Origin of the sequence: Sphingobacterium sp. HSC-15S19, from assembly GCF_050433745.1 — a bacterium.
GTDB lineage: Bacteria > Bacteroidota > Bacteroidia > Sphingobacteriales > Sphingobacteriaceae > Sphingobacterium > Sphingobacterium siyangense.
Map to the genome: position 1 here is coordinate 170462 of NZ_JBNPWQ010000006.1, position 20748 is coordinate 191209.

Annotated in this window: 26 protein-coding genes; 6 read left to right on the forward strand and 20 right to left on the reverse strand. The window is 40.5% G+C overall.

What is annotated here, in order from left to right; translation table 11 throughout:
* Nucleotides 1-166 precede the first annotated feature (166 nt).
* From L1283_RS06795 to L1283_RS06825, 7 genes are all read right to left on the reverse strand, one after another.
* Entirely contained in the window at nt 167-1378 is a 1212-nt protein-coding gene (locus tag L1283_RS06795; protein WP_333886024.1) for a GTP-binding protein, read from the reverse strand.
* 128 nt (nt 1379-1506) lie between these two features.
* Nucleotides 1507-1659, reverse strand: a complete 153-nt coding sequence (locus L1283_RS06800; protein ID WP_429625967.1) for a hypothetical protein — start codon at nt 1657-1659, stop codon at nt 1507-1509.
* Nucleotides 1652-1855 (reverse strand): hypothetical protein, encoded by a 204-nt coding sequence (locus L1283_RS06805; protein ID WP_429625968.1) that lies wholly within the window; start codon nt 1853-1855, stop codon nt 1652-1654. Before L1283_RS06805 ends, L1283_RS06800 begins: the two co-directional genes overlap by 8 nt.
* The gene (locus L1283_RS06810; protein WP_429625969.1) at nt 1852-4566 is read right to left on the reverse strand and encodes a GH116 family glycosyl hydrolase; all 2715 of its coding nucleotides are present in this window, start codon (nt 4564-4566) and stop codon (nt 1852-1854) included. Before L1283_RS06810 ends, L1283_RS06805 begins: the two co-directional genes overlap by 4 nt.
* A gap of 217 nt (nt 4567-4783) precedes the next feature.
* Nucleotides 4784-5380 (reverse strand): outer membrane beta-barrel protein, encoded by a 597-nt coding sequence (locus L1283_RS06815; protein WP_208734205.1) that lies wholly within the window; start codon nt 5378-5380, stop codon nt 4784-4786.
* Nucleotides 5381-5405: 25 nt separating this feature from the next.
* On the reverse strand, nt 5406-6023 hold the full coding sequence (locus L1283_RS06820) for a hypothetical protein (RefSeq protein ID WP_120332458.1): 618 nt from the start codon (nt 6021-6023) through the stop codon (nt 5406-5408).
* A 194-nt stretch (nt 6024-6217) separates the two neighbouring features.
* A complete protein-coding gene (locus L1283_RS06825; protein WP_120332457.1) occupies nt 6218-6667 on the reverse strand; it encodes a protein-disulfide reductase DsbD N-terminal domain-containing protein in 450 nt (149 codons plus the stop codon).
* Nucleotides 6668-7015: 348 nt separating this feature from the next.
* On the opposite strand from L1283_RS06825, the gene L1283_RS06830 reads away from it, so the two are divergent.
* Entirely contained in the window at nt 7016-7540 is a 525-nt protein-coding gene (locus tag L1283_RS06830) for a ClbS/DfsB family four-helix bundle protein (RefSeq protein ID WP_333886028.1), read from the forward strand.
* A gap of 53 nt (nt 7541-7593) precedes the next feature.
* A complete protein-coding gene (locus L1283_RS06835) occupies nt 7594-7746 on the forward strand; it encodes a lmo0937 family membrane protein (RefSeq protein ID WP_429625970.1) in 153 nt (50 codons plus the stop codon).
* A gap of 91 nt (nt 7747-7837) precedes the next feature.
* Here L1283_RS06835 and L1283_RS06840 read toward each other — a convergent pair whose 3' ends face one another.
* A complete protein-coding gene (locus tag L1283_RS06840) occupies nt 7838-8344 on the reverse strand; it encodes a pyridoxamine 5'-phosphate oxidase family protein (protein ID WP_088162323.1) in 507 nt (168 codons plus the stop codon).
* A gap of 182 nt (nt 8345-8526) precedes the next feature.
* Here L1283_RS06840 and L1283_RS06845 point away from each other — a divergent pair, with 182 nt between their 5' ends.
* Together L1283_RS06845 and L1283_RS06850 are read left to right on the forward strand one after the other, a co-directional pair.
* Entirely contained in the window at nt 8527-9780 is a 1254-nt protein-coding gene (locus tag L1283_RS06845) for a putative DNA modification/repair radical SAM protein (RefSeq protein WP_075993537.1), read from the forward strand.
* Nucleotides 9780-10538 (forward strand): TIGR03915 family putative DNA repair protein, encoded by a 759-nt coding sequence (locus L1283_RS06850; protein ID WP_145327900.1) that lies wholly within the window; start codon nt 9780-9782, stop codon nt 10536-10538. The genes L1283_RS06845 and L1283_RS06850 overlap by 1 nt, the downstream gene beginning before the upstream one ends.
* Nucleotides 10539-10571: 33 nt before the next feature.
* Here L1283_RS06850 and L1283_RS06855 read toward each other — a convergent pair whose 3' ends face one another.
* The 7 genes from L1283_RS06855 to L1283_RS06885 form a co-directional block, all read right to left on the reverse strand.
* Nucleotides 10572-10745 carry a hypothetical protein gene (locus L1283_RS06855; protein ID WP_167512259.1) on the reverse strand — a complete coding sequence of 58 codons (174 nt, stop codon included), beginning with the start codon at nt 10743-10745 and terminating at the stop codon, nt 10572-10574.
* Between the two features lie 455 nt (nt 10746-11200).
* On the reverse strand, nt 11201-12067 hold the full coding sequence (locus tag L1283_RS06860) for a helix-turn-helix domain-containing protein (protein ID WP_429625971.1): 867 nt from the start codon (nt 12065-12067) through the stop codon (nt 11201-11203).
* A 40-nt stretch (nt 12068-12107) separates the two neighbouring features.
* Nucleotides 12108-12455, reverse strand: a complete 348-nt coding sequence (locus L1283_RS06865) for a hypothetical protein (protein ID WP_145327902.1) — start codon at nt 12453-12455, stop codon at nt 12108-12110.
* 48 nt (nt 12456-12503) lie between these two features.
* A complete protein-coding gene (locus L1283_RS06870; protein WP_429625972.1) occupies nt 12504-12743 on the reverse strand; it encodes a hypothetical protein in 240 nt (79 codons plus the stop codon).
* Complete coding sequence (locus L1283_RS06875) at nt 12716-12994, reverse strand: hypothetical protein (protein ID WP_429625973.1); 279 nt, start codon at nt 12992-12994, stop codon at nt 12716-12718. The genes L1283_RS06870 and L1283_RS06875 overlap by 28 nt, the downstream gene beginning before the upstream one ends.
* A gap of 42 nt (nt 12995-13036) precedes the next feature.
* A complete protein-coding gene (locus L1283_RS06880) occupies nt 13037-13891 on the reverse strand; it encodes a FixH family protein (RefSeq protein WP_429625974.1) in 855 nt (284 codons plus the stop codon).
* Between the two features lie 83 nt (nt 13892-13974).
* Nucleotides 13975-14352, reverse strand: coding sequence for a hypothetical protein (locus L1283_RS06885; RefSeq protein ID WP_145327904.1), 378 nt, complete (start codon nt 14350-14352; stop codon nt 13975-13977).
* Between the two features lie 212 nt (nt 14353-14564).
* Here L1283_RS06885 and L1283_RS06890 point away from each other — a divergent pair, with 212 nt between their 5' ends.
* Together L1283_RS06890 and L1283_RS06895 are read left to right on the forward strand one after the other, a co-directional pair.
* Complete coding sequence (locus L1283_RS06890; protein ID WP_429625975.1) at nt 14565-15206, forward strand: hypothetical protein; 642 nt, start codon at nt 14565-14567, stop codon at nt 15204-15206.
* 206 nt (nt 15207-15412) lie between these two features.
* Entirely contained in the window at nt 15413-16099 is a 687-nt protein-coding gene (locus L1283_RS06895; protein ID WP_429625976.1) for a class I SAM-dependent methyltransferase, read from the forward strand.
* A 168-nt stretch (nt 16100-16267) separates the two neighbouring features.
* Here L1283_RS06895 and L1283_RS06900 read toward each other — a convergent pair whose 3' ends face one another.
* From L1283_RS06900 to L1283_RS06920, 5 genes are all read right to left on the reverse strand, one after another.
* Nucleotides 16268-17161, reverse strand: coding sequence for a sensor histidine kinase (locus L1283_RS06900; protein WP_286734692.1), 894 nt, complete (start codon nt 17159-17161; stop codon nt 16268-16270).
* Between the two features lie 366 nt (nt 17162-17527).
* Entirely contained in the window at nt 17528-17794 is a 267-nt protein-coding gene (locus L1283_RS06905; RefSeq protein ID WP_244294452.1) for a hypothetical protein, read from the reverse strand.
* The gene (locus L1283_RS06910) at nt 17784-18143 is read right to left on the reverse strand and encodes a hypothetical protein (RefSeq protein WP_429625977.1); all 360 of its coding nucleotides are present in this window, start codon (nt 18141-18143) and stop codon (nt 17784-17786) included. The genes L1283_RS06905 and L1283_RS06910 overlap by 11 nt, the downstream gene beginning before the upstream one ends.
* Nucleotides 18144-18460: 317 nt before the next feature.
* Nucleotides 18461-19477: a zinc-binding alcohol dehydrogenase family protein gene (locus L1283_RS06915; RefSeq protein WP_075993549.1), complete on the reverse strand. Its 1017-nt coding sequence runs from the start codon at nt 19475-19477 to the stop codon at nt 18461-18463.
* Between the two features lie 96 nt (nt 19478-19573).
* Nucleotides 19574-20746, reverse strand: a complete 1173-nt coding sequence (locus tag L1283_RS06920) for a RagB/SusD family nutrient uptake outer membrane protein (RefSeq protein ID WP_286848877.1) — start codon at nt 20744-20746, stop codon at nt 19574-19576.
* Between the last annotated feature and the right edge of the window lie 2 nt (nt 20747-20748).

Genomic DNA, 20748 nt, shown 5'->3' on the forward strand with positions numbered 1-20748 from the left:
TTTGTTTTTTTTAGATGTTCGGGTTGATAAAGGTTCAGCATAGTTTCCTGGTAAGATCTCACAATTCAGCATAAAAAAGGCCAGGAAATCAACCCCTGACCTTTGAAAAATACAATATCTAACCTACATTACTTACTTTTTTAACCGGTGCAGATCGCAAATAGTTTTAAATATTTTTAGGAAATTCGTCTTTCCACCAAGTAAAACGCCAGTCATCGCCTTCTTCTTCGGTCAACAGGCATTCTTCCAGCTCCGCCAGATATTTTTCTTTATCCAGATCCTGACCTATAAATACCAATTCATTTTTTCGATCTTCCCACTCGGGATGCCAACGTTTAAGAAGTTCAGGTCTGATTTCGGCATAACTGGGATACTGATAACGCTGCTCTTCGGGCATGCTACTCCACCATGAGCCTGCACTTTCCAACCTTACGCTACCGCCTGCCTGACTAAAGCTAATGGCCAAATGCGGGCGGGAGGCCAACCACAGGAGACCTTTAGCTCGTATGATATTGTGCGGATAGCGCTCGTTGAGGTAATGGTGCAGTCGTTGTGGATGGAAGGGCCGTTGCGATCGAAAGACAAAAGATGAAATACCGTACTCTGCTGTTTCGGGTGTATGTTCATTTTCAAGTTCCCTGATCCACCCTGCCGAAGATGAAGCTTCATCAAAATTAAAGGAGCCCGTACCCATAATTTCCCAGGGATCAACGCGTCCAAATTGTGTACGGATACGCTTTGCACCTGGATTGAGCCGCCCAATTGCAGCCTCCAGGGTACCCAAAGTTTCCTCAGATACCAGATCGGCCTTATTCAGAATGATAACATTCGCAAACTCGATCTGATCAGTCAACAGATTTACGATCGCCCTATTATCATAGTCGTCATCCGTTAATTTCCGATCTAATAAGGTGTCGGCGCTTCCAAAATCTTTGGCAAAGTTGAAACAGTCCACAACTGTTACCATGGTGTCAATATAACTGAATGTAGACAGGTCAATCGCATTATCATTACCAACATAACTGAATGTCTGGGCAACAGGGATAGGCTCCGAAATACCAGTACTTTCGATAAGAAGATAATCAAAGCGGTTTTCTTTCGCTAGTCGCTCCACCTCCACCATCAAATCCTCCCGTAATGTACAACAAATACATCCATTGCTCATCTCTACTAATTTTTCTTCCGTTCGCGAAAGTACATTTTCGCGCTCAACAGCCTGTGCATCGATGTTCACTTCACTCATATCATTCACAATGACGGCCACTTTCTTACCCTCCTTATTGTGTAAAATATGATTCAATAGTGTTGTTTTTCCTGCGCCTAAAAATCCACTTAAAACGGTGACAGGCAATTTAGTTTTTTGGGAAATGCTGCTCATAGTAATTTCGTTTTCACAAATGTAAAAACAATAACACTTAAATGCAACACTGTTGCTTTATTATTGTAAGCACTAAACCAAAAGTCTTCCAAATGCCATTAAAAACTTATCAATGATTAAGATAAGTTTCATTTCACCTGATCAGCAAGACGTTGCCTCAAGATACGTTCACGATCAGCATCCCAATACTTGCAGTCCAGTTCGATAAACAAGGAACTGTAAGGCAGAGTTGACTCGGTCTTCAGTACGACAACACCAAAAAGCTGTGCTGCTTTATCCATTTTCGCAAATACTTCTTCGTGCATCATCAACAATCAATATCCAATTGCGGTGACCTAACAAAGGTAATTGCTGCGAAAATAAATCCTTCCAGTCTGGTTTTAACGGCGGATCACCCAAATGACGTGGCGATGATTCACAAGCGACCATCACAGCAAACATCATGAAAAGAAGCAAATTATTTATCCATTTTTTCATAGCCATTGTATTGTTAGTGTATCTCCATTTTTTAGCATGACTTGCTTTTTAAAACTAAGGATCAGACGCCCATCGGTGCGTTTCAGCTCAACCAGTTCAATCGACCTTTCATTTTGCTTTACAATGAGTTGTTTTTTATTGAGCGATAGGTCATCCGCATCACCTAGATGAAATTCATTGAGCGTCAATTGACCATATTTCAAGGTCAGTGTACACTGACATACCCCTTTAGTTTTTCGCTTCTGGGCATATGTCCCCCATCCTTTTGCTGTTGTGAAAGGCGCCTTGAAATCTGCTTTTCCTAACTTAGGGGCAAATCCAATCTGCCCTTTCGGCCCATGATAACTAAAACCGCAGGCGCTGATAAAGGTTCCATAACTTGCCATGGCACGTGCATAATGATCGCTGCATTCAATCTCATTAAAAGGATTTCTCTTGGCAGCATGATGGCGATCGTGGATCACCCTTGTCAATGTTAAACTTTCGTCAACCATGCCTTCAGCCATCATATGTGCCGCGACCTGATGTTCAAAGCCACTCATGCATTCATGGAAATAACCTAATTGCCAGGTAGTATTGTCCCCATAAGCCTTGTCTTCATTCTTTGGATTAGTGTTCATGACCATGCCCCCCTCCCCAGCCAAGGCATAAGGCCTTCCGCCAAGATGTGTTTTTATATAGGGACCAACATCCATGGTAAAGTTATATTTCCAGAGTGCTTTCAATGCAGACACAACATTCTCCTGACGATTGACCCCCGGCATGTCCACTTGTCTGCACCAGGCCTGACCATACACCTGGTCAATATGACAGGTATTATAAGAGCCTAGCATCTTTCGCCCCTGCAGCATATCGGGACGATGAATATAATACTCTCCATTAAAGAGTTTGCTATCCATATTTTCAGATCCCTTCCTAACGTATTCCAAACACAATTTTTGAAAGGTTTTATCACCTACTTCCTTCGCCATCAATGCAGCAGCCTGTATTGCTGCGAGACATAACCCGACAATCCAGGCAATTTCACCTTCCCAGACCGCATCGAGTGTATTTTCCATTGGCGTATCGGTCATACCATCCTTGTTTTTATCCTGATCAAGAACAAATTGAACTGCCTTCTTAAGTTTAGGCCAGTTTCGCTTAAGGAATTCGCTATCGCTGCTCATCTGATGATCGCGATAGAAGCGTAGAATAACACCAGCCTGCCCATCAATAGCTGGTCTTTTTTCATATTCAGCACGAAAGATGATGGCACCGGTATCAGACTGAAAGCCAACACCTAAATCCGTCACTTCACGTAAATTACGTTCAAGATCCGGAAATATCCTGCCCATGGATTGCCCATATTGCCAAACGTGCGTACAGGTACCGGCACATGCCCCTACTCCTTCCCAGCCCCAAAATCTTCCCGAAGCAAAACGCATGGTGTTTGCTGTGGCCAGTGTGCCTATATTGACAAAAGTGCGATCCATAAACCAGTAAGGCAGTGTTGTATCATTCCAGGTTTGCTGCCATGCCATGGTTTCGCTCTCGAGTTTTTCACGATTGTTCAAATAATAATTGATTACTTCGGCCGCATTATTAAACCTGGCACCATACCAATAACCCGATTGCGCATCCTTGAGGTGAAGTTTCAGTTTAGGGTGTGGATTGTTAAAATACCAAGATATTGCATAAGAAATTTGGCTTGTCGCCTTCGCTTTTATTGTCCGTTTTACCGTAAAGGCACCTACTTGCAAATCCGAAAAATCGACGGTCGAATCCACCCTATCCGCCTTTACCTCCTGCGGTTTTACAGGCCATTCCTGTAACCTCGTCGTGGGTTGCGCTTCGATATCAATACAGGTAAAAGCCATTGATCCATGGTCGCCAGCTTCCATGGCTTGAGTAGGAACCTGATCGCAACTAAAAAGCAACACTTGAGTATCGGCATGTTCCGCTAGGAAAGAGCGTTTGTTTACAGTATCAAAATCTTTCCGTCCTTTATGTACGCCATTTTCCATCCAGCCCGTAACCGTTACATCGACTGGCGCGCCGCCCTTGTTCTGCAATTCGATATGTATTGTGGTAAGTGGCAACGAAGAATTGTCCTGATCTAAAGGAATAAATGGCGAATAGGCGACCAACACCACATCCAATGGAAAATCGATACTGCTATAGGTTATTCGACATGTTGGATATGTTGCTTCAAATGCAACCTCATCCCAGTGGTTTTCCCTAAGCTCCTTGATAACCTGCTTTCCATCGACTAAGGTCGAAATCGCAAAGCCCTGTTCCATAGTCCGCAGGTTGTCTGCTATAGCAGGCTCAATATAAGCAGATCCATCCCTCGGCCGCACAGTGACCAATTCTTTTCCATTGTTCCATTGTACATTTTTGGGCTCTATCCCCTCACGCTCACCATCGTAAGCCGTATTAAATATCTGCCACAACCATAGCCGACCATCACCTCCTATATAGACCGTACCCGAATGTAAACCACCCACAGGCATTCCAATGTACCGAAGCTCATTTTTACTTTTTCGATAAGTAATTTTTTTACCCTTTTCATACAGCGAATCAAACCATTGCCTGCTGAGACCTTTTTCCTCTGGAATGTTGTGAACAGGTTTATCCCAGGCAAATACGGTATTTGACCATACAGGAAATTTGCTGACCAATACGCCCAGGCCAACTAAACTGGCTTTCTTAAAAAAACTTCTTCTATCCATTCGTTTATAATTTATTGCCGTCCCGAATTTAGCGGAAGGAACTATTGGTTTGTCTACACAAGATATTGAAATATCCTTGATATCCAGCAATAAACATCTCCACAACAAATGGTTAATCAATAAAAAAGTTAAAGCCGCCTGATGTAGCAAAATCAGAGCGGCTCAGCTTACAGCACAGGAAAGTCTGTAAAGGTTACCTACCAGTGGATCTATTCGCTTAAAACAAACGCACTTTAAATCCCAGTTGATACTGGTCAATATGTGCATCCCAGTTGTCTACGATTTTATTATTCTTTTTGAACTGTCGGTATCTAAAATACAGCGCGCCAAGGTCTATCCCTAATGCGTAACCAATCCGTGTACGACTGTTGAACGCTGGTTTTCCATCATTAAGTTTATAAGCATCGTCATTGAGCAACATATTAAGGTCTAGACCGCCCAGGATGGAAAATTTTCTTGTAAAATTAACTTTAAGGTACACCGGAGTGTTGAGATATTTCAGCGAACGGGTCCCTTTGGACAAACCTCCAGGAAGGGAGGCTGTGTTGTCATTGACACGAATTCGGGTTAAATTATAGCTAGGTTCAACTTGAATATCCATCTTGCTATTAAGCCCAAATATCAAATCTCCACCCAATTGATATCCCATTCTATTGGCGCCAAACGCATTCCCACTTGCACGCGAAATATTACCACCACCCCGAAGTCCAAATCCCATTTGTCCGTAACATGCGGTCTTGAAACCGAACAATCCCATGATCAAAAAACAAACTAGTGTACAATGCTTCAACTTTAATCGATCTATCTTTATCATTTTTACCATAAAACACACCATTACATTAGACCAATAACTGTTTTCCTGTAATTTGCAACTTCACAAAATAGGCTATATTATTTTTCTTTATACTTTCCTTCAATATGCGCGCTTCCTTCGTAAAGTACGTGTGGGTTCGCAAGAAGGCAAGGGTCAGTGCACACCAGATACGTTCATCAATCACCTGATTCTTTCTATAATTTACCTCCAGATACATCCTTTGGTTAAGATCAACAAAACTTTTACTTCCTAAATGAAAAGAAACTGCATCCACAACTATTTCTTCCAGCAGGTTTTCCGGTTTTTTCGAGGGCCTTGTTGCGAGAATACACATTTCAACTTTTTTTATTACCGACTCTACAACAAAATGCTCCTGTAGAAAACAACGCGCTAACGATATACTCTTTTGCCGGGTTCCTTTTACCCCTTCAAATAGATAACCAATATCCTGGAAATAAGCGGCACAATTTACGACGAATTTATCTTCGGCCGTCAGGATATATTTTTCACTTATGGTCGTTACTGCATCTACAATATCACGAACCCTATCAATGGTGTGAAAACACAGCTGTGGATTGTGGTTATCGCGATAACTCTGCACTAAAAAAAGGTCTGCCTGCTGAAGTAAATTTGTGTAATCCATTTAAGCAAAACTAAAATTCCGTAAAAAATAGATTTAACATATTATACCAAAGGGTCTATTTTTTATACCAAAAGGCCCTTTAAACAAAAAGGCCAGGTAATCACACCTAGCCTTTATTCTTAATTTTTCCTTTTTCTATCAATTATCCCAAGCACCAAATCGCTTTAGATGGTTAATTGCTGTTATTTATGACATTATTTGATCGTTACAGCAAAAGCATATTCATCTGGAGGAAGACATTGTGATGCGTCACAAGCTTGCCATTCCACTGTCCCTTTTACTGTTGCAGTTCCTTTGTTGAGCGAAACCTTTTGCTGAAAGATCACTTCATTTGTGAAGTATCCCACATCCATTTTGAAAACCTCTTCGTGTTTAATCTTTGGTTTTGGTTCAGCAGTCTTACCTACTAACGCATAATCTGCGGCTTTACCAAAATTGAAGGATGTTGGAATTGGTCCTCCGTCTTTTACATTTTGAGAGTAAATGTGCCAACCATCTTGAATGGTAGCCTTCACGTAAACCATAGCTTCCTTGTTGTTCAATTTTTTGCTGGCTACAGTCCATTTTACAGGTTTATGAATCTGAGCGAATGCGCCCGTAACGGCGAACATAACCACAGTCACTAACAATAAAATCTTTTTCATGTTTGTATCAATTTTTCAGTTTATTATTTCATCGGCAGCACATTTCATACAGTATTTTTTCCTTGAAAAACACCACTTAAATGCTTACAACAATATTCGCTATAAACAGAATAAAACACAACATGATCACAATAAAACAATAAATTTTATCAAAAAAAACTACTTAAACCATATTTTTTACACTTTTAAAGGCTTAGTTTTTTCAATTCCAGTAATATATTCAAAAAAGCTATCAGACTAAAACAAAGGGCATTGTCAAACATTGTCTATTGCGAGCTTCTGAACGCGTTCTGCTCTACAACTCCATCCCGAGCGATTCAATTTTACATAATAATCTGTATCTTATGCATGATTCACATTTATGCCATGGCTATACCAACCACAAAAGACGAACTCCTTCAAGCTATACGTACAAATTACAGCAAGCTTGTCTGTGAACTTTCCGATATTCCAATCGGTCAAACTAATCTTCTTATACTCCAGGGTCATGCTAAAGGAACAGTAATGAGTATAAATAACCTAATTTCCTATTTAATTGGCTGGGGTGAGCTGGTTCTCAAATGGAATAAAAAAAGTGAAGATGACAAAGAGGTTGATTTTCCGGAGACTGGTTTTAAATGGAATGAGCTAGGCAAACTTGCTCAAAAATTTTACCAGGATTATGCCGACCTCGATTTTACGACTTTGTGCGCAAAACTAGATCAAACTGTTTTAACAATTATGGAACTCCTTGAGCAAAAGACAAACATGCAGCTTTATGGTGTAAATTGGTATGAAAAATGGACCTTAGGCAGAATGATTCAATTTAACACCGCTTCGCCTTATCAAAATGCCGTCGGGAGAATCCGTAAGTGGAAAAAAGAAAAAAAATAGTAAACCATCGCTGGATAAATATTGTTATTCAATAAACACATATAATCATTACTATGGGAAATCTATTATATACTATCGCTATTATTTTGGTCCTGATATGGGCAATCAGTTTTTTTGGCGGATTTGTTGGCGGAGGGCTAATTCATATTCTTTTGGTTATCGCTATCATTGCAGTGCTTCTGCGTGTAATTAAAGGAAACGCGTAAAGACTGTAAGCAGTTTATTGATTACGATAAAAAGCTCCTCATTTTAACGCTGAGGAGCTTGTATTTGCTGTAAATTCTTCAGTTAAGAAACTTAAATATTCAGATCTCCTTCTTTACCTATATCTTCCGTTTCACCTGTTAGTCTAACTTTTAGCATCTTAAACAGGTTGACAATCATATTGGAGTCTGAATCCCAATAATGAGCATCTTTAGGCGTAACACGCAACAATCGGATATTGGGATCCTCCTTACCTTTCTCAAACCATCCTTCCATCATTTTGTTCCAGTAACGATCTATCCTTTCCTGATCTCGCGAAAGACTCGCTTTACCATTTATACTTAGAAAGGTGTAGTGTTTTGGGTCCGCATAAAATAAGGAAGCTTTTGGGTTCTGTGCAATATTCTTAAAGGTATCACTCTCAGCAGAACAAATAAACCAAATATCTCCATCTTCGTCTACTTCTTGTCTACTCATTGGAACCCCATGCGGGTACTCCGATTCAGCTGGGAATGAACAGACTGTTCCCACATCGATTTGATCTACAATTGCTTTAAGCTTATCTAAAGCTTCTTTGTTATTTAAATTATTCTCTGCCATAATATGTCGTTTATTAAGGAACAGTATCCTGTAGAAAATCGTTTATTTTTTCAGCAAATTCAGGCTATCTTGGGTAGTGAAAGGGGAAAAGTACGAATAAAAAAAGGCAAATCAAGTAATTTTACGCACTCTTAATGCTAATAATATTAGTAATTTTACATCAAAATATTAGAGAATAAATCATGTTTGGTTTTGATGATAAATTGCAAATATTAGCTGATGCCGCTAAATATGACGTAAGTTGCAGTTCAAGCGGAAGTAAACGAAAAAATAGTGGTGGTATAGGTGATTCATCGACTAGTGGCATTTGTCATACCTACACCGAAGATGGTCGCTGCGTCTCCCTGCTAAAAATTTTAATGACCAATTATTGCATCTACGACTGTTCATTTTGTGTGAGCCGACGAAGCAATGACGTACAACGGGCAGCATTTTCGGTAAAGGAAATTGTCGAATTGACCATGAACTTCTACCGTCGTAATTATATTGAGGGTCTTTTTTTAAGTTCGGGTATTTTCAAATCTGCCGACTATACCATGGAACGCTTAATGTTGGTCGTCAAGAAACTTCGGACGGAAGAACGGTTTAATGGTTATATCCATCTCAAGGCCATTCCGGGTGCGAGTGAATCGTTATTAAAAGAAGCAGGTCTATATGTTGACCGGATGAGTGTGAACCTCGAAATTCCCACTGAGGAGGGACTCAAGCTAGTTGCTCCCGAAAAGGATCATCAATCCGTTCGCGAGCCTCTAGCGATTATTAAAAATGAAATCCTCAACCTTCGGCAGGATCGAAAAAAAGAGAAGAAAACACCCTTGTTTGTACCAGCAGGCCAAAGTACACAGCTGGTTATTGGAGCAACTCCAGAGAGCGACCTACAGATTATGCAGGCCGCCAATACATTCTATAAAGATTACGATCTCAAACGGGTTTATTATTCGGGTTATATTCCCATCAACGCGACCGATTCCAACCTTCCCCAAATTGGGACATCACCACCTCTTGTACGTGAAAACAGACTTTATCAGACGGATTGGCTACTTCGGTTTTATGGTTTTTCGCTTCATGAAATACTCAACAGCACGCATCAACATCTCGATCTAGAAATAGACCCTAAGCTTGCTTGGGCGCTACGCAACCCACAATTCTTTCCCATCGACATCAACAGCGCTACGTATGAGTGGATTATCCGAATCCCCGGTATTGGCAGGCAATCCGCAAACAAAATTGTACAGTCGCGCAAATATGGAAAATTAAAGGAATATCAACTTCGAAAAATAGGAATTGCCTATAATCGCGCCAAATATTTTATGGTTTGCCAAGATACATGCATAGCAGGAGGCTTCCATTATCCCGAAAAAATCAGAAAATCTATTCTTGAAAGTAACCCGCGTACACTGGTCACGGCTTCCAATACACAGCTAACACTTTTCTAATGGACTATATTTTTGACGGAAGTTATTCCGGATACCTCTGTTGTGTATTTGAAGCCTTTGAACGGAAAGAATTTGATAGCATTCCCACAACAGAAAAGTCTATGGAAATTAATATTTTTTCGGAGAAGCGACAGGTTCATACTGATGTAAAAAAAGCCATGCGCATTTTAGTGGGAATGGAAAAGATACTCGGAGCACAAGAAACAAAAATTTTTTATCATAACTTTTTGTCCGATAATCAATCTGAATGGCTCAATGGATTTCGGTTGATCATCGAACTTTTTCGAAGGGGAAAATTGGATATACGCAATTATGGATACCCACCTGTACTCCGTATCCATCAGACGATCAAAAAGATCAGCCGCGAACGACACCGCATGAAGGCTTTTATCCGATTTGTCAAGTCTAACGATAATCTCTACACAGCCATCGTTGAACCCGATTTCAATGTGATTCCCCTGGTTGTAGACTTCTTTAAAAACCGATTTGCCGACCAGTGCTGGTTAATTTATGATATACGGCGAAACTATGGCTTCCATTATGATCGCAAAAATATCTTGGAGGTATCCAACAACAATACACATGAGGTTCAAGATCCATATCAGCTAGAAGTGGATCTCGATCCTCAAGAAAAAGATTATCAGCATCTCTGGAAGACTTATTTTAAGAATACCTCTATTGAATCACGCAAAAACCTGAAGCTTCACTTAAGACATGTTCCCAAACGTTACTGGAAATATCTCGTCGAAAAACAATAAGTCCCTAATTAGTGAAAATCCTATTTCATATCATTATTTTGATCCGCCAAACAGCTTGCTCACCAACCAAATGACAATAGCGACTACGACAACAACCAATAAGATGCCCGACCATACACCAGCTTTAAATATACCTTCAATTGCTGCACAGCTCGACACGAGCACCAATAAACTCGACATGAGCGCAAATGGAATTATCTTTTTCATAAATACCTGTTTTAATTATTAATTGGAAGTATGACAATACTGGCCTTGAAAATGTTTTACAGCAATGACGTTCATGTACTTTTTACATCTCACTGCGGATACGTCCGATACGTTCACTGCATTAAATACTTGAGCAGTCCGTATTTTTTTTTCACAAAGTGAATGCGCTACGTTATTTACACCCTAAAAATACGGTTAACTGGCCAAGGGAAGCTTTTGGGTACAGCATTTGATTCTGTTTACCCAAATAGCAAAATAGAATTTAAACAATAATTGACTAAAGATATGGACACTATACACCAAAAAGCACAAAAAATAGGATTGGAAAAAGGTTATTATCTATTATTAATGGCTATATTGGATTTACCTGTTGATGGTAAGAAAAAATCAGAAAAGAAAAAATAAACATAAAGCCTTTTTCAACTACATGAAAAAGGCTTTTAGTGATATTTACATCAACAATTTTTCCTAAACTCCTCAGGACTCATTCCTTTATTTGCTTTAAAAAATGTACTGAAATATGGTACATTTTCAAAACCAAGTTCAAAGGCAATTTCTTTTACCGTTTTAAAAGTATGATAAAGCAATCGCTCGGCCTCCAATAGTATGCGTCCACGGATAATAGTACCGCAGCTCGTCGATCTTTTTTTTCGACAAATCCGATTAAGATAGTTGATCGATATATTCAATTGCGCTGCATAAAATGACGGATAACGCTGCTGCGCATAATGACTATCAACCAAAGATTCGAAACTTCGGATTTTATCGTCATCATCCTCCTGCTTTACAACTACATGATCGACCACGATTTGCCGTCCCAAAATCTGGAGCAACATGGTTAAGTAGCGGCTCAATACACCGTGAGCACTCAATTTAACTGAATTATAAGCAGTTTCCATCAAACTTACTATATGTAGACAACTGATCATATCTTCTTTCGAGAGCACAAAAGCGTGCTTACATCTACTCCTTAAAAAATGAAAGAAGTTTCTTACGGCAGTGTTCTGCCTTTCCATGAAAAAAGATTCTGTAAATAAGACACTGTATCCTTCTACAGACGAACCTGCCTGAAAACTACACACACAATTTGAATTTATGCTGATTATATCATGGGCAGCTATAATCTGTACGCTCTGATCCGCTACCATAGACAGTTCACCACTCTTGATAAACAAAAGGGTATAAAAAGATCTTAGATGGAGCGTATTTTGATTTGCTTTAGCTTGTAAAAAAGCTGCTATAGGCATAATAACGATTCCCTTCGAAGTGGAATCAATATCTTCTAATTTTAGAAAATCTAGTTTCTCTTTTCGTATTACCATTTCTTTATGATTATTCTGTAAAAAAATATTTGTAGAATAATCAAATGATAGGCGGTCTAAAAATTTTAGGTAGTATACCTCCGAAGGTATCAGAGACAAAGTCTTTCGGATAGACAGTCTTCACAGCAGGTACTATTGGATAGCACAGCAAGATTTCCTTCACATACTGCACAAAGACCAATATTTCCACCCCCTTCATTTTGGCAAGCACATTGTTCACATCCTTTTGTTCAACCGTCTTTTCGCTGAGGAAACAGAAACCTTTGCAGCTCACTGCCGGTTCAAAACGATTGACGCAGAGATTTTGCTCGATATACGTGCGATTGCACTCAAATTCAATAAATGCCCACAATAGATTGGTTGCCTGCACACATATTGCCCAAGCCATTGTCATACAAAACCACCATCTACAGCGCTGAAACTTCATTGATCCGATCTATTTTGTTGTGCTATTACGTTCACGCAAATATTCTAAAATGGCACGTGCCTCTTCTTGCTTCAAGCCCAAACTAATCATTGGTGAACCATATTCCTTGCTAAGTACTTTTGCGTCGGCATCTTTCTCCAGCATGGTTGCCGGATCTAACATCATGTTCATAATCCACTCCGGGGTACGACGTTTGATGACAGCATCCAATGATGGCCCTACTAATGTGCGGTCAAAACTATGGCACATTCACATTTCGACACAAATAGTTCTACACCCCTATTTGCAAGCTGCGCATCAAAGGGTTTGTGTTCAAAGGACGTAATGGTTCCTACACCTTTGGATCCCGCTGTTTTATAATCGAGCATGGCCGCAGGCTCAGCTACGGAAGGTTGCTCGGCACGATCTTCTTTCTTGACTTTTGTACCCTCATTTCCGCTACACGCCAGTATAGCTACAAAACCGAAACAGCCTAGAATTACGTTGATTCTCTTTTTCACTTTTATTGTTTAAGTATATTGGTAAAATAAATTCTGTTTGTATTAAATGACCTGCACTAGATATTTTATATCATCCTGATTTGATTTTTTGCCCTCTTTCCATAGTTCGACAATGACTTCCCAACGACCAGGCATAGAAAAATTAACAGTGCCTTCATAGTAACCATTACCTGTACTTTCAGCAGCAAAATTTTCCGAAGCCCCCGTTTCCGTAGTAGACCTATTGGTCTTTAGTTTAATGACATAATGATCTAATACCGGAAAATGATGACCATCCATTTTATTCATTAAAAATCGGATCGGGTGCTTTCCCTGCTTTACGCTATCAGGCAATAGGCAGGAAATAAATACGCGACTATCATCTCTGGTTCCTGAGCTCATTGTTCGCATGGTTGCTACTGCAGTAACCGGAATCTTGATGGCAAGTGTATCTTTTATGCGATTGTGACTACGTATCGTATGTAATTGCCAACCCTTTCCCATCTGCGGGATATCTGCCATAATAAAAACCATTGGGCCTCTATACCAGCCGTCGCCGAGCGCGACGGGATGCTCAAAGGGGCCACCATGCTTCATACGTCCCATACTCATTTCTGGATAAAAATCAAGGGATTTGTCATTGATCGGAATTCCCGAGGTATCTCTTAAACGCAGATAAATGGTATGATATTTATTGTTGAGTTTGGCATCCGCATATACGGTATAATTGGTAACATCCCAAACAGTATCCGCTATAAAGACCAGATCGGACTCCTCAGGCAGGATAAAATCCGTAGCATTCTTACCGTTCTTTTTTGAATGGTCGGCAGTACAGGATGAAGTTGAAAAAGTAACTGAAAACGCGAGTAGCAGTAAGATTACGCCCCCGACAGTCCCGACACGGGAATATAAATTCATATGTATTGATTTAAATCTTTTGAAAATAGACAGTACCTGCCATCAGTCAACATGCCGACAGCCCGTACGAAAAGCAAAATGACTTAAACCAAAGGTGGGTGAAAAATAGTGAAAATTGGTCTATAGCTATAGTTTGCCTGATATGCTGGAAGTAAGGTCTCCGCAGCCGCTTCTTCAAAAAAAGCGATATCAAGGTTAAAACATTGCTGATTATTGATAAATACAACGTCGATTATACGAGATTCCAGGTTCTTTTGTTCCTTATCCTCATGTTCACGCATTTTCTTCATCAAGATACATTGTCCTCTACAGGAAAGTGCCTTTTCGTTGAATCGATTTATACACTCATTCTTAGCGATATAATCTCTGTTAAATTCAAAAACAGTCCATAGCCATACCGACGAGAAGCTCTGCAGGAGCATCAGCGGCAGTAGAATCCATATCAATTGTTTCGCTTTCATGTATCGCTAGTGCAGCAAATATACTAATTATTGACATACCAGCAACGAACTGCCTCTTTTCAAAACGCTCAAACGTTTTCTAAAACATCAAGAAGTTTTAGTACATTTAGCTAAAAATCACGCGCTTTGAGCAAATGAAGTTTAACCCTCTTTTAGTCATTAAATTATTACTTGGGCTGTTTATCTGCATCGGAATAGCTTTAATCATATTGATGATGGTTCATAACAGCAAAGTTGTGGGAGCTTATGTCGTTTCCGGACTTTTCATACTATTTCCAGGTATTATCCTGTACGGTATGACCGTTGGATTTCGAGTATCCGAAAAAACCATAACACGACAGATTGCCCAACAGGAAAGTGTAACATCCGATCATAAAGGCCTATACTATCAAATCCCCTTGCTAAAAACAACCCAATTTATCTCCTGGGAAATTATCGAGACCATTATCTACAGCAACTACCACAGCGACGACCAGGCGCAGTTCAACTTTTATCTGACACAACCGGCATTTCAAATCGCGTCAGAAAAGCCAGGATGGATAGCGAAAGTTCTCTTACCCTTGATAAAAACAAGCAAAAAGGTCGTTATTTTCGAAAATTGCATCAATTTTCGAAAAATCCCGAAAATGCTAGAAAAACATTTTTCCTCCATCACCCCTGTTGACATAAACGAAGTCCATGGAAAAGGAACACTACTGAGCTCAAAGACCACCTTAAGGGAAAATACGGTTCAGATCGAAGAATATTGGAAACCTAATCCAAATTTTGAGCCTGAAAAAGTCATTTATGATCGATACAACCGGACGATTGATGAACTGAAACAATCAAAAAACAGCAAAAATTTGTTTTCCTGAGCAAAATCACCCACGTCATCGTGTAATATTCAACAGGTATTGCTTATTATTTATTACTACGTTGGTGCAACGGCTGGGTGATATTTATGTTCGCAGCTGAGGCAAGCAGAATAAAAATCCAAAATAAGCTGATCGGAGATATGACATAAATTCCAGCAATTGTTGCTGATAAAATGGATAAATTTGTACCCGTTAACATTATTACGATGATTAAAAGAATAACAGCATATTGGAATGACCGTAGTAGCTCCTGGCGCAAGGAAAGGGATGAAGCTTGGTCCCGGCCGGAGACCGAACGCTGGCTAGCGTTTTTCAAGTCCATCCGTAGCCAAACTGCGGGCAATAAAGTACTTGAGGTTGGTACTGCTACCGGATATTTCGCCAACATTATGACCCTTGCCGGTTTTGAAGTTACTGCCGTTGACCTCTCCCCGCAGATGATTGAATATGCAAAACTCGTCAGCCAAGAACTAGAACTTCGCGTAGACTATCGGGTCATGGATGCACAAGTACTACAATTTGAAGCCAACACCTTTGACTTCGTCTTCACCAGGTTGATGACGTGGACCATCCCCGATCTTGAAAAATGCTACCGCGAGATGGAACGTGTACTCAAGCCGGGCGGAAAACTGATCAACCTGGATGCCGATTTTGGGAAAACGGTCTTTAGTACCGAAAGGCACGATGAATGCCCATCGGGCGCTATCGATCAGATCAATGCCATCAAATCGGCATTGGACATCAGTGCACATCCACGTCCTGCTAAAGACGTCGAACTATTGGAAGCAGTTGGATTTGGTTCTATTGAAGTCGATATGGATGCACAAAATCGTATTCTTGAACTCCCTTTCGAGACTGAAGGACTTTTTATGCTAGAGGCTATCAAAAAGTAAAATTTGTTCAACACCCTTGATGTGTGTTTCGTTTGGAAAAGTCGCAAAATAATTGGTTTTCGGATCTTTCATACCAACCGATCTTTCATGAAAAACTAAGTTTGTCATTTAAATTTTCATCAAAAAAAGCCCGATCTATATCGGGCTTTTACAATAGATAGATTGTTATTAAGAGACAGCCTGATAAGCCTTCCGCGGAAACGAGATCCGAACAGAAACACCTGTACCATGCTGATTCTCGAACTGCATTTTTCCATCAATCCTTTTGATCAAATCCTTACAGAGGGAGATCCCCAACCCTGCACCATTTTTGCTCTCAGATTTTTTACGATCCCAGCTATTGACAAAATTTAGATTATGGAGGACTTCCGACGTAAGTTCTTCCCCTTCGTTGCTGACGATGAGTTCCCACCGATCGCTCGGATCATCTATCAGTTGCAACACAATGCTACCGCCGACTCGTCCATATTTAATGGCGTTGCTAATCACATTTCTTAGCACAAAAGCGAGAATTCCTTTATGTGTATCCGCGCAAAAATCCGGATTCACCGAATTTATGATCTGTATATTGAAACGTTGGATTTCTAGCGTATAGATCCCCAATACCGCATCAATTTGATCGCGAATATTACAGTTCTCGGTATTTTCAAGTTTATCCCGGAGTTGTGACTCTGTCCATAGTAAGACCTCTTCCAACATCGTACGCGATCTGACCACCTGTCCTTTTAGATTTAAAAAGATGAGTTTAAGCTCCTCCTTATCAACTAGAGAAATATCATCAATCGCCAACAAAATTTCGACCGATGCAAATGGTGCTCTGAGATCATGTGAGGCAATCGATAAAACTTTAGTCTTGAAACTCTCGGCAATTTTTAATTCCTCATTATAATGGTGAATACGAATTGCCTGTTCACTGAGGATACTGTTTGCGGTCGTCAATTTGAGCTGCTCGACCTTTAACAACCGATTTTTTCGGATTAAAAAGTAGATCAGTACGCCTATCAGCGTTTTACTGATGACTATTCCAACAATAAGTAGAGTAATAATAGTTTGGCTTTGCACAATTTTTAGGTAATAAATTAACAATAATGACTAATGGAATACCAAAGCTAAACAATCACATGCTAATTAAAAAATTTACCTTAAAAAAAACTACACTTACCTCGATTCTTTCTTAACTCATTCAAAAAAAAGGCTAGATCAATATTGACCTAGCCTTTACAAAAAACTATCCTCTAATAGACGTATACCTTATATACCTTTGGTTTAATGAACAATAGCTCAGTAAAATAGTTTTAAGTATTTTATTTTTGTTTATTCGCCAAATAAACTTAGCTATTTTTAAATCCATTTCGGCGATGCTGCACTCTCAGCAAAGATTTCCTAAATTTCCAAAGCCTGCCTAAAGTTTATTGAATATGCTCAAAATTATTTGCAATTGGGTATGGCTGTCATCTCATCCAGTGACATATCCATCGCTTTCTTGGCCCACTTTTTTAGATTGTCCAAATCAGCTGTTTTTAACGCCTTATTTCCAAAGATTACCGCATTAAGTGCGTAATTTTTGGCATTCGCACAATTGCAATCTGGAATTATACTGTAAGCAGAAGCTTCTTTTGCTTTGCCTACAGCATCCTTAAGCAAAACTTTGGCATCATCCAGTGATCCAGCCTGATAGGCTTTTTTAAAGCTCATAATCCTTAAAGATGACAAAAAGTGCGGGGTCATTGCTCAACGAGTCGAGATCCAACTGATAATTTGTGAGCCTATCCTGATAACGGTCCATATCGCGTTTTAAACTCCTTACCTCTATGGAAAGTGCGTTCAAGATGTTGAAGGTCACTGTAAGGTTGCGCGATGATTGCGCAGAACCCTTGTTTTCAAAGACACCATCTTTTGCAATATCATGTAAGACGATCAGCTCCTTCAGCTCCTGGTCCACGTTCAACGAATCGAAACCTTTGCGCAGAAAGGAACGCGATTGGCTCGCCAATAACTTAATATCCTCCAATACCCGATTTTGGCGGATGGCTGCACGGTCCATTACCAAATCCCGGACACTCCTTTTAGCCGATTCTTAAAAAAATCGTTCCGTCTTGTCTACAAATCCCTGCTGAACAGAATCTTGGGGATTACCAAACAGCCCCCGTGAAAACAATATGATGAAGAAACATGCTAAAAATTTCCTGCGCATTGCCATTGAAGTTTATTTTTTTCCTTTAGGTATTTAAATTGTACTATGAACACCTAAATGTACATATATTGCTTTAATATTGTTTCATCATCCTTCATTTAACAGCAAGATATTTTATAGTTACCCTCCCCTCAATTCGATCTTTCACAAAACCAAAGCCGCTTCGGTCAAAACGCGATCAGTAGCCTAAAAACACGTCCGGGATCATTCAACCATGATTCCAAGGCCAATTGTGCATCCTCCGCCCGATAAATAGCCGTTATCAGTTCTTCGATCGGGCAGGTTTTCATTTTCAAGTAATTCATTACCGCAGCAAAATCCTTTGCCGTGGCATTGCGCGACCCGCTGATATCCAGTTCCTTTTTGACAAAAAACTGTGTATCAAAAGGAATCGCTTCCTTTGCATACCCGATATACAGCACTCTGCCTGTATATGCAGCGGCAGCAATGGCCGCCAGGTATGTTTCCTTTCGGCCAACGGCTTCTATAACAACATCAGCTCCCATGGACTGAGTCAACACATCCAACCTCGCAAGCAGATCTTCCGTAGCGCTATTAATCGTATACTTTGCACCTAGTTTTTTCGCTAGTTCGAGCTTTTCAGTACTCACATCGACAGCAATGACTGTAGCTCCCCGTAATGCTGACCGAATGATCGCCCCCACTCCGATCATACCACATCCAAATACCAATACAATATCGCTGTCTGTTACCGATGCTCGGTCAACGGCGTGGAAGCCCACACTCATAGGTTCCACAAGAGCCAATTCTTTGGATGAAAGCTGTCCCCCAGCGATGATCTTTTCAACAGGTAAGACAAGATATTCGGTCATGGCGCCATCGCGCTGTACACCCATAGTCTCGTTGTAACGGCAAGCGTTGGGCCTATTATTCTTACATGCGGTACAAACACCACAGTTGGAATACGGATTTACGGTAACTTTTGTACCAACCTTAAGATCAGTTGTCACATTAGTCCCCAATTCCACGACCGTTGCCCCAATTTCATGCCCTGGTATGACCGGCAAATTGACCAATGGATTCAACCCCCGAAAGGTATTCAGATCTGAACCGCAGAATCCAACATAGTCTACCTTTACGAGGACATGTCCATCCTTAACAGTCGGTTGCGGAATATCCATGATTTCCACACGTCCCTCTTTCACTATTTTTATTGCTTTCATTTATAAATGGCATCAAGATTTAAATAACAATTGCGTTGATTATGAATTGTACCAAAGCTCATATCGGAATTGATGAGATTTCCTGTTTTGGAATCTTTACCGGTCATTGTTGCCATTGTCGAAATCCGCAATCTGAACATCGGGGCAATATTTTCTCGTACCATAGAGATCTTTATTGGTTGCCAGGTTTTTCATCCAGTCTGTATAGGTGCTCACCTTACCGTCCAGTTGTGTAAACTTTGCACCGTTTTCGCACCACAGCGTCATAAACTTTCTAGGGTCCCCCTCTTCAAATTCATCATGCGCCATTTTATTCGGAGCCAGGTTCCACCAGGCCCCACCGGTACCATCAAACATGCCTATTTCCTGCCATCGCCACGAACTTGATATATCGTCCCCTAGCCAGCCCGGCCCATTGTAGAGTTGTACCTCGAACACAGATTCTTGATTATTTTCTTTCGCCTCCAAAAAATTGTCGCTATAGGAAGACATCAATTGATACTCCTTGCTATCAATCACGCTTTTCAACTGGATCTCAGCATTGGCAAAATCCGCTGCCTGTCCTTTTGCGAGGATGGGTTTATACAAATAAGTTTTGGCCAGGTAAGCCTGTGCTGCACCTTTGGTTGCCCGACCGATCATTTTACTGTCGGCATAGAGTGCTGCCCGCGTTGGCAACAATTCCGATGCTTTCTTAAAATCATCCACGATCAGCGCATACACGGCACCCGCCGCTGCGTTGCCCGGATAATAATCTTCGTTGGTCTCGACAGGTTTATTGATCAGCGGAATGGTTTCGCCAAACAACATGCTCAGGTGCAAATAGTTCAGTGCTCTCAAAAAATACGCTTCCCCCAAGAGTCTATTCTTTCTATTTTGATCTATTTCGCCTTCAAACTTCTGAATCCGATCGATGGCTAAATTAGCCGCAAACACCCCGTTCCAAAAATCTCTCCAGGTCTGGGCGGCCATCCCATCGCTCGCAGGGGTATTGTAGGTATCCTGATACATGGGTTCCCATTTGAAGGTATGATTGTAATCATCCCCAGGAGCCAAAAGCTCGAAATACAAACTGCGCGCATATCCACCCTGTGTGCGGCCGATTAACGCTTGGTAGGCCGGTATGACCGAATTTTCCAATTGATCTGCTGTTTTATAATAGGTGTCTGTCGACAATTCCTGCGGGTTGGAGAGATCCAGATTCGGTTTGCAGCTTGAAAACTGTATCAGCAATGCAGCAGCTGCGAGTTTTATATATTTTCTATTCATGA

Excerpts from the sequence above, each read along its gene's own strand:
- L1283_RS06795 (WP_333886024.1), bottom strand. The coding sequence starts at position 1,378 with ATGAGCAGCATTTCCCAAAAAACTAAATTGCCTGTCACCGTTTTAAGT.
- L1283_RS06800 (WP_429625967.1), bottom strand. The coding sequence starts at position 1,659 with ATGGATAAAGCAGCACAGCTTTTTGGTGTTGTCGTACTGAAGACCGAG.
- L1283_RS06805 (WP_429625968.1), bottom strand. The coding sequence starts at position 1,855 with ATGAAAAAATGGATAAATAATTTGCTTCTTTTCATGATGTTTGCTGTG.
- L1283_RS06810 (WP_429625969.1), bottom strand. The coding sequence starts at position 4,566 with ATGGATAGAAGAAGTTTTTTTAAGAAAGCCAGTTTAGTTGGCCTGGGC.
- L1283_RS06815 (WP_208734205.1), bottom strand. The coding sequence starts at position 5,380 with ATGATAAAGATAGATCGATTAAAGTTGAAGCATTGTACACTAGTTTGT.
- L1283_RS06820 (WP_120332458.1), bottom strand. The coding sequence starts at position 6,023 with ATGGATTACACAAATTTACTTCAGCAGGCAGACCTTTTTTTAGTGCAG.
- L1283_RS06825 (WP_120332457.1), bottom strand. The coding sequence starts at position 6,667 with ATGAAAAAGATTTTATTGTTAGTGACTGTGGTTATGTTCGCCGTTACG.
- L1283_RS06830 (WP_333886028.1), top strand. The coding sequence starts at position 7,016 with ATGATTCACATTTATGCCATGGCTATACCAACCACAAAAGACGAACTC.
- L1283_RS06835 (WP_429625970.1), top strand. The coding sequence starts at position 7,594 with ATGGGAAATCTATTATATACTATCGCTATTATTTTGGTCCTGATATGG.
- L1283_RS06840 (WP_088162323.1), bottom strand. The coding sequence starts at position 8,344 with ATGGCAGAGAATAATTTAAATAACAAAGAAGCTTTAGATAAGCTTAAA.
- L1283_RS06845 (WP_075993537.1), top strand. The coding sequence starts at position 8,527 with ATGTTTGGTTTTGATGATAAATTGCAAATATTAGCTGATGCCGCTAAA.
- L1283_RS06850 (WP_145327900.1), top strand. The coding sequence starts at position 9,780 with ATGGACTATATTTTTGACGGAAGTTATTCCGGATACCTCTGTTGTGTA.
- L1283_RS06855 (WP_167512259.1), bottom strand. The coding sequence starts at position 10,745 with ATGAAAAAGATAATTCCATTTGCGCTCATGTCGAGTTTATTGGTGCTC.
- L1283_RS06860 (WP_429625971.1), bottom strand. The coding sequence starts at position 12,067 with ATGGTAATACGAAAAGAGAAACTAGATTTTCTAAAATTAGAAGATATT.
- L1283_RS06865 (WP_145327902.1), bottom strand. The coding sequence starts at position 12,455 with ATGGCTTGGGCAATATGTGTGCAGGCAACCAATCTATTGTGGGCATTT.
- L1283_RS06870 (WP_429625972.1), bottom strand. The coding sequence starts at position 12,743 with ATGTGCCATAGTTTTGACCGCACATTAGTAGGGCCATCATTGGATGCT.
- L1283_RS06880 (WP_429625974.1), bottom strand. The coding sequence starts at position 13,891 with ATGAATTTATATTCCCGTGTCGGGACTGTCGGGGGCGTAATCTTACTG.
- L1283_RS06885 (WP_145327904.1), bottom strand. The coding sequence starts at position 14,352 with ATGAAAGCGAAACAATTGATATGGATTCTACTGCCGCTGATGCTCCTG.
- L1283_RS06890 (WP_429625975.1), top strand. The coding sequence starts at position 14,565 with ATGATGGTTCATAACAGCAAAGTTGTGGGAGCTTATGTCGTTTCCGGA.
- L1283_RS06895 (WP_429625976.1), top strand. The coding sequence starts at position 15,413 with ATGATTAAAAGAATAACAGCATATTGGAATGACCGTAGTAGCTCCTGG.
- L1283_RS06905 (WP_244294452.1), bottom strand. The coding sequence starts at position 17,794 with ATGAGCTTTAAAAAAGCCTATCAGGCTGGATCACTGGATGATGCCAAA.
- L1283_RS06910 (WP_429625977.1), bottom strand. The coding sequence starts at position 18,143 with ATGGACCGTGCAGCCATCCGCCAAAATCGGGTATTGGAGGATATTAAG.
- L1283_RS06915 (WP_075993549.1), bottom strand. The coding sequence starts at position 19,477 with ATGAAAGCAATAAAAATAGTGAAAGAGGGACGTGTGGAAATCATGGAT.
- L1283_RS06920 (WP_286848877.1), bottom strand. The coding sequence starts at position 20,746 with ATGAATAGAAAATATATAAAACTCGCAGCTGCTGCATTGCTGATACAG.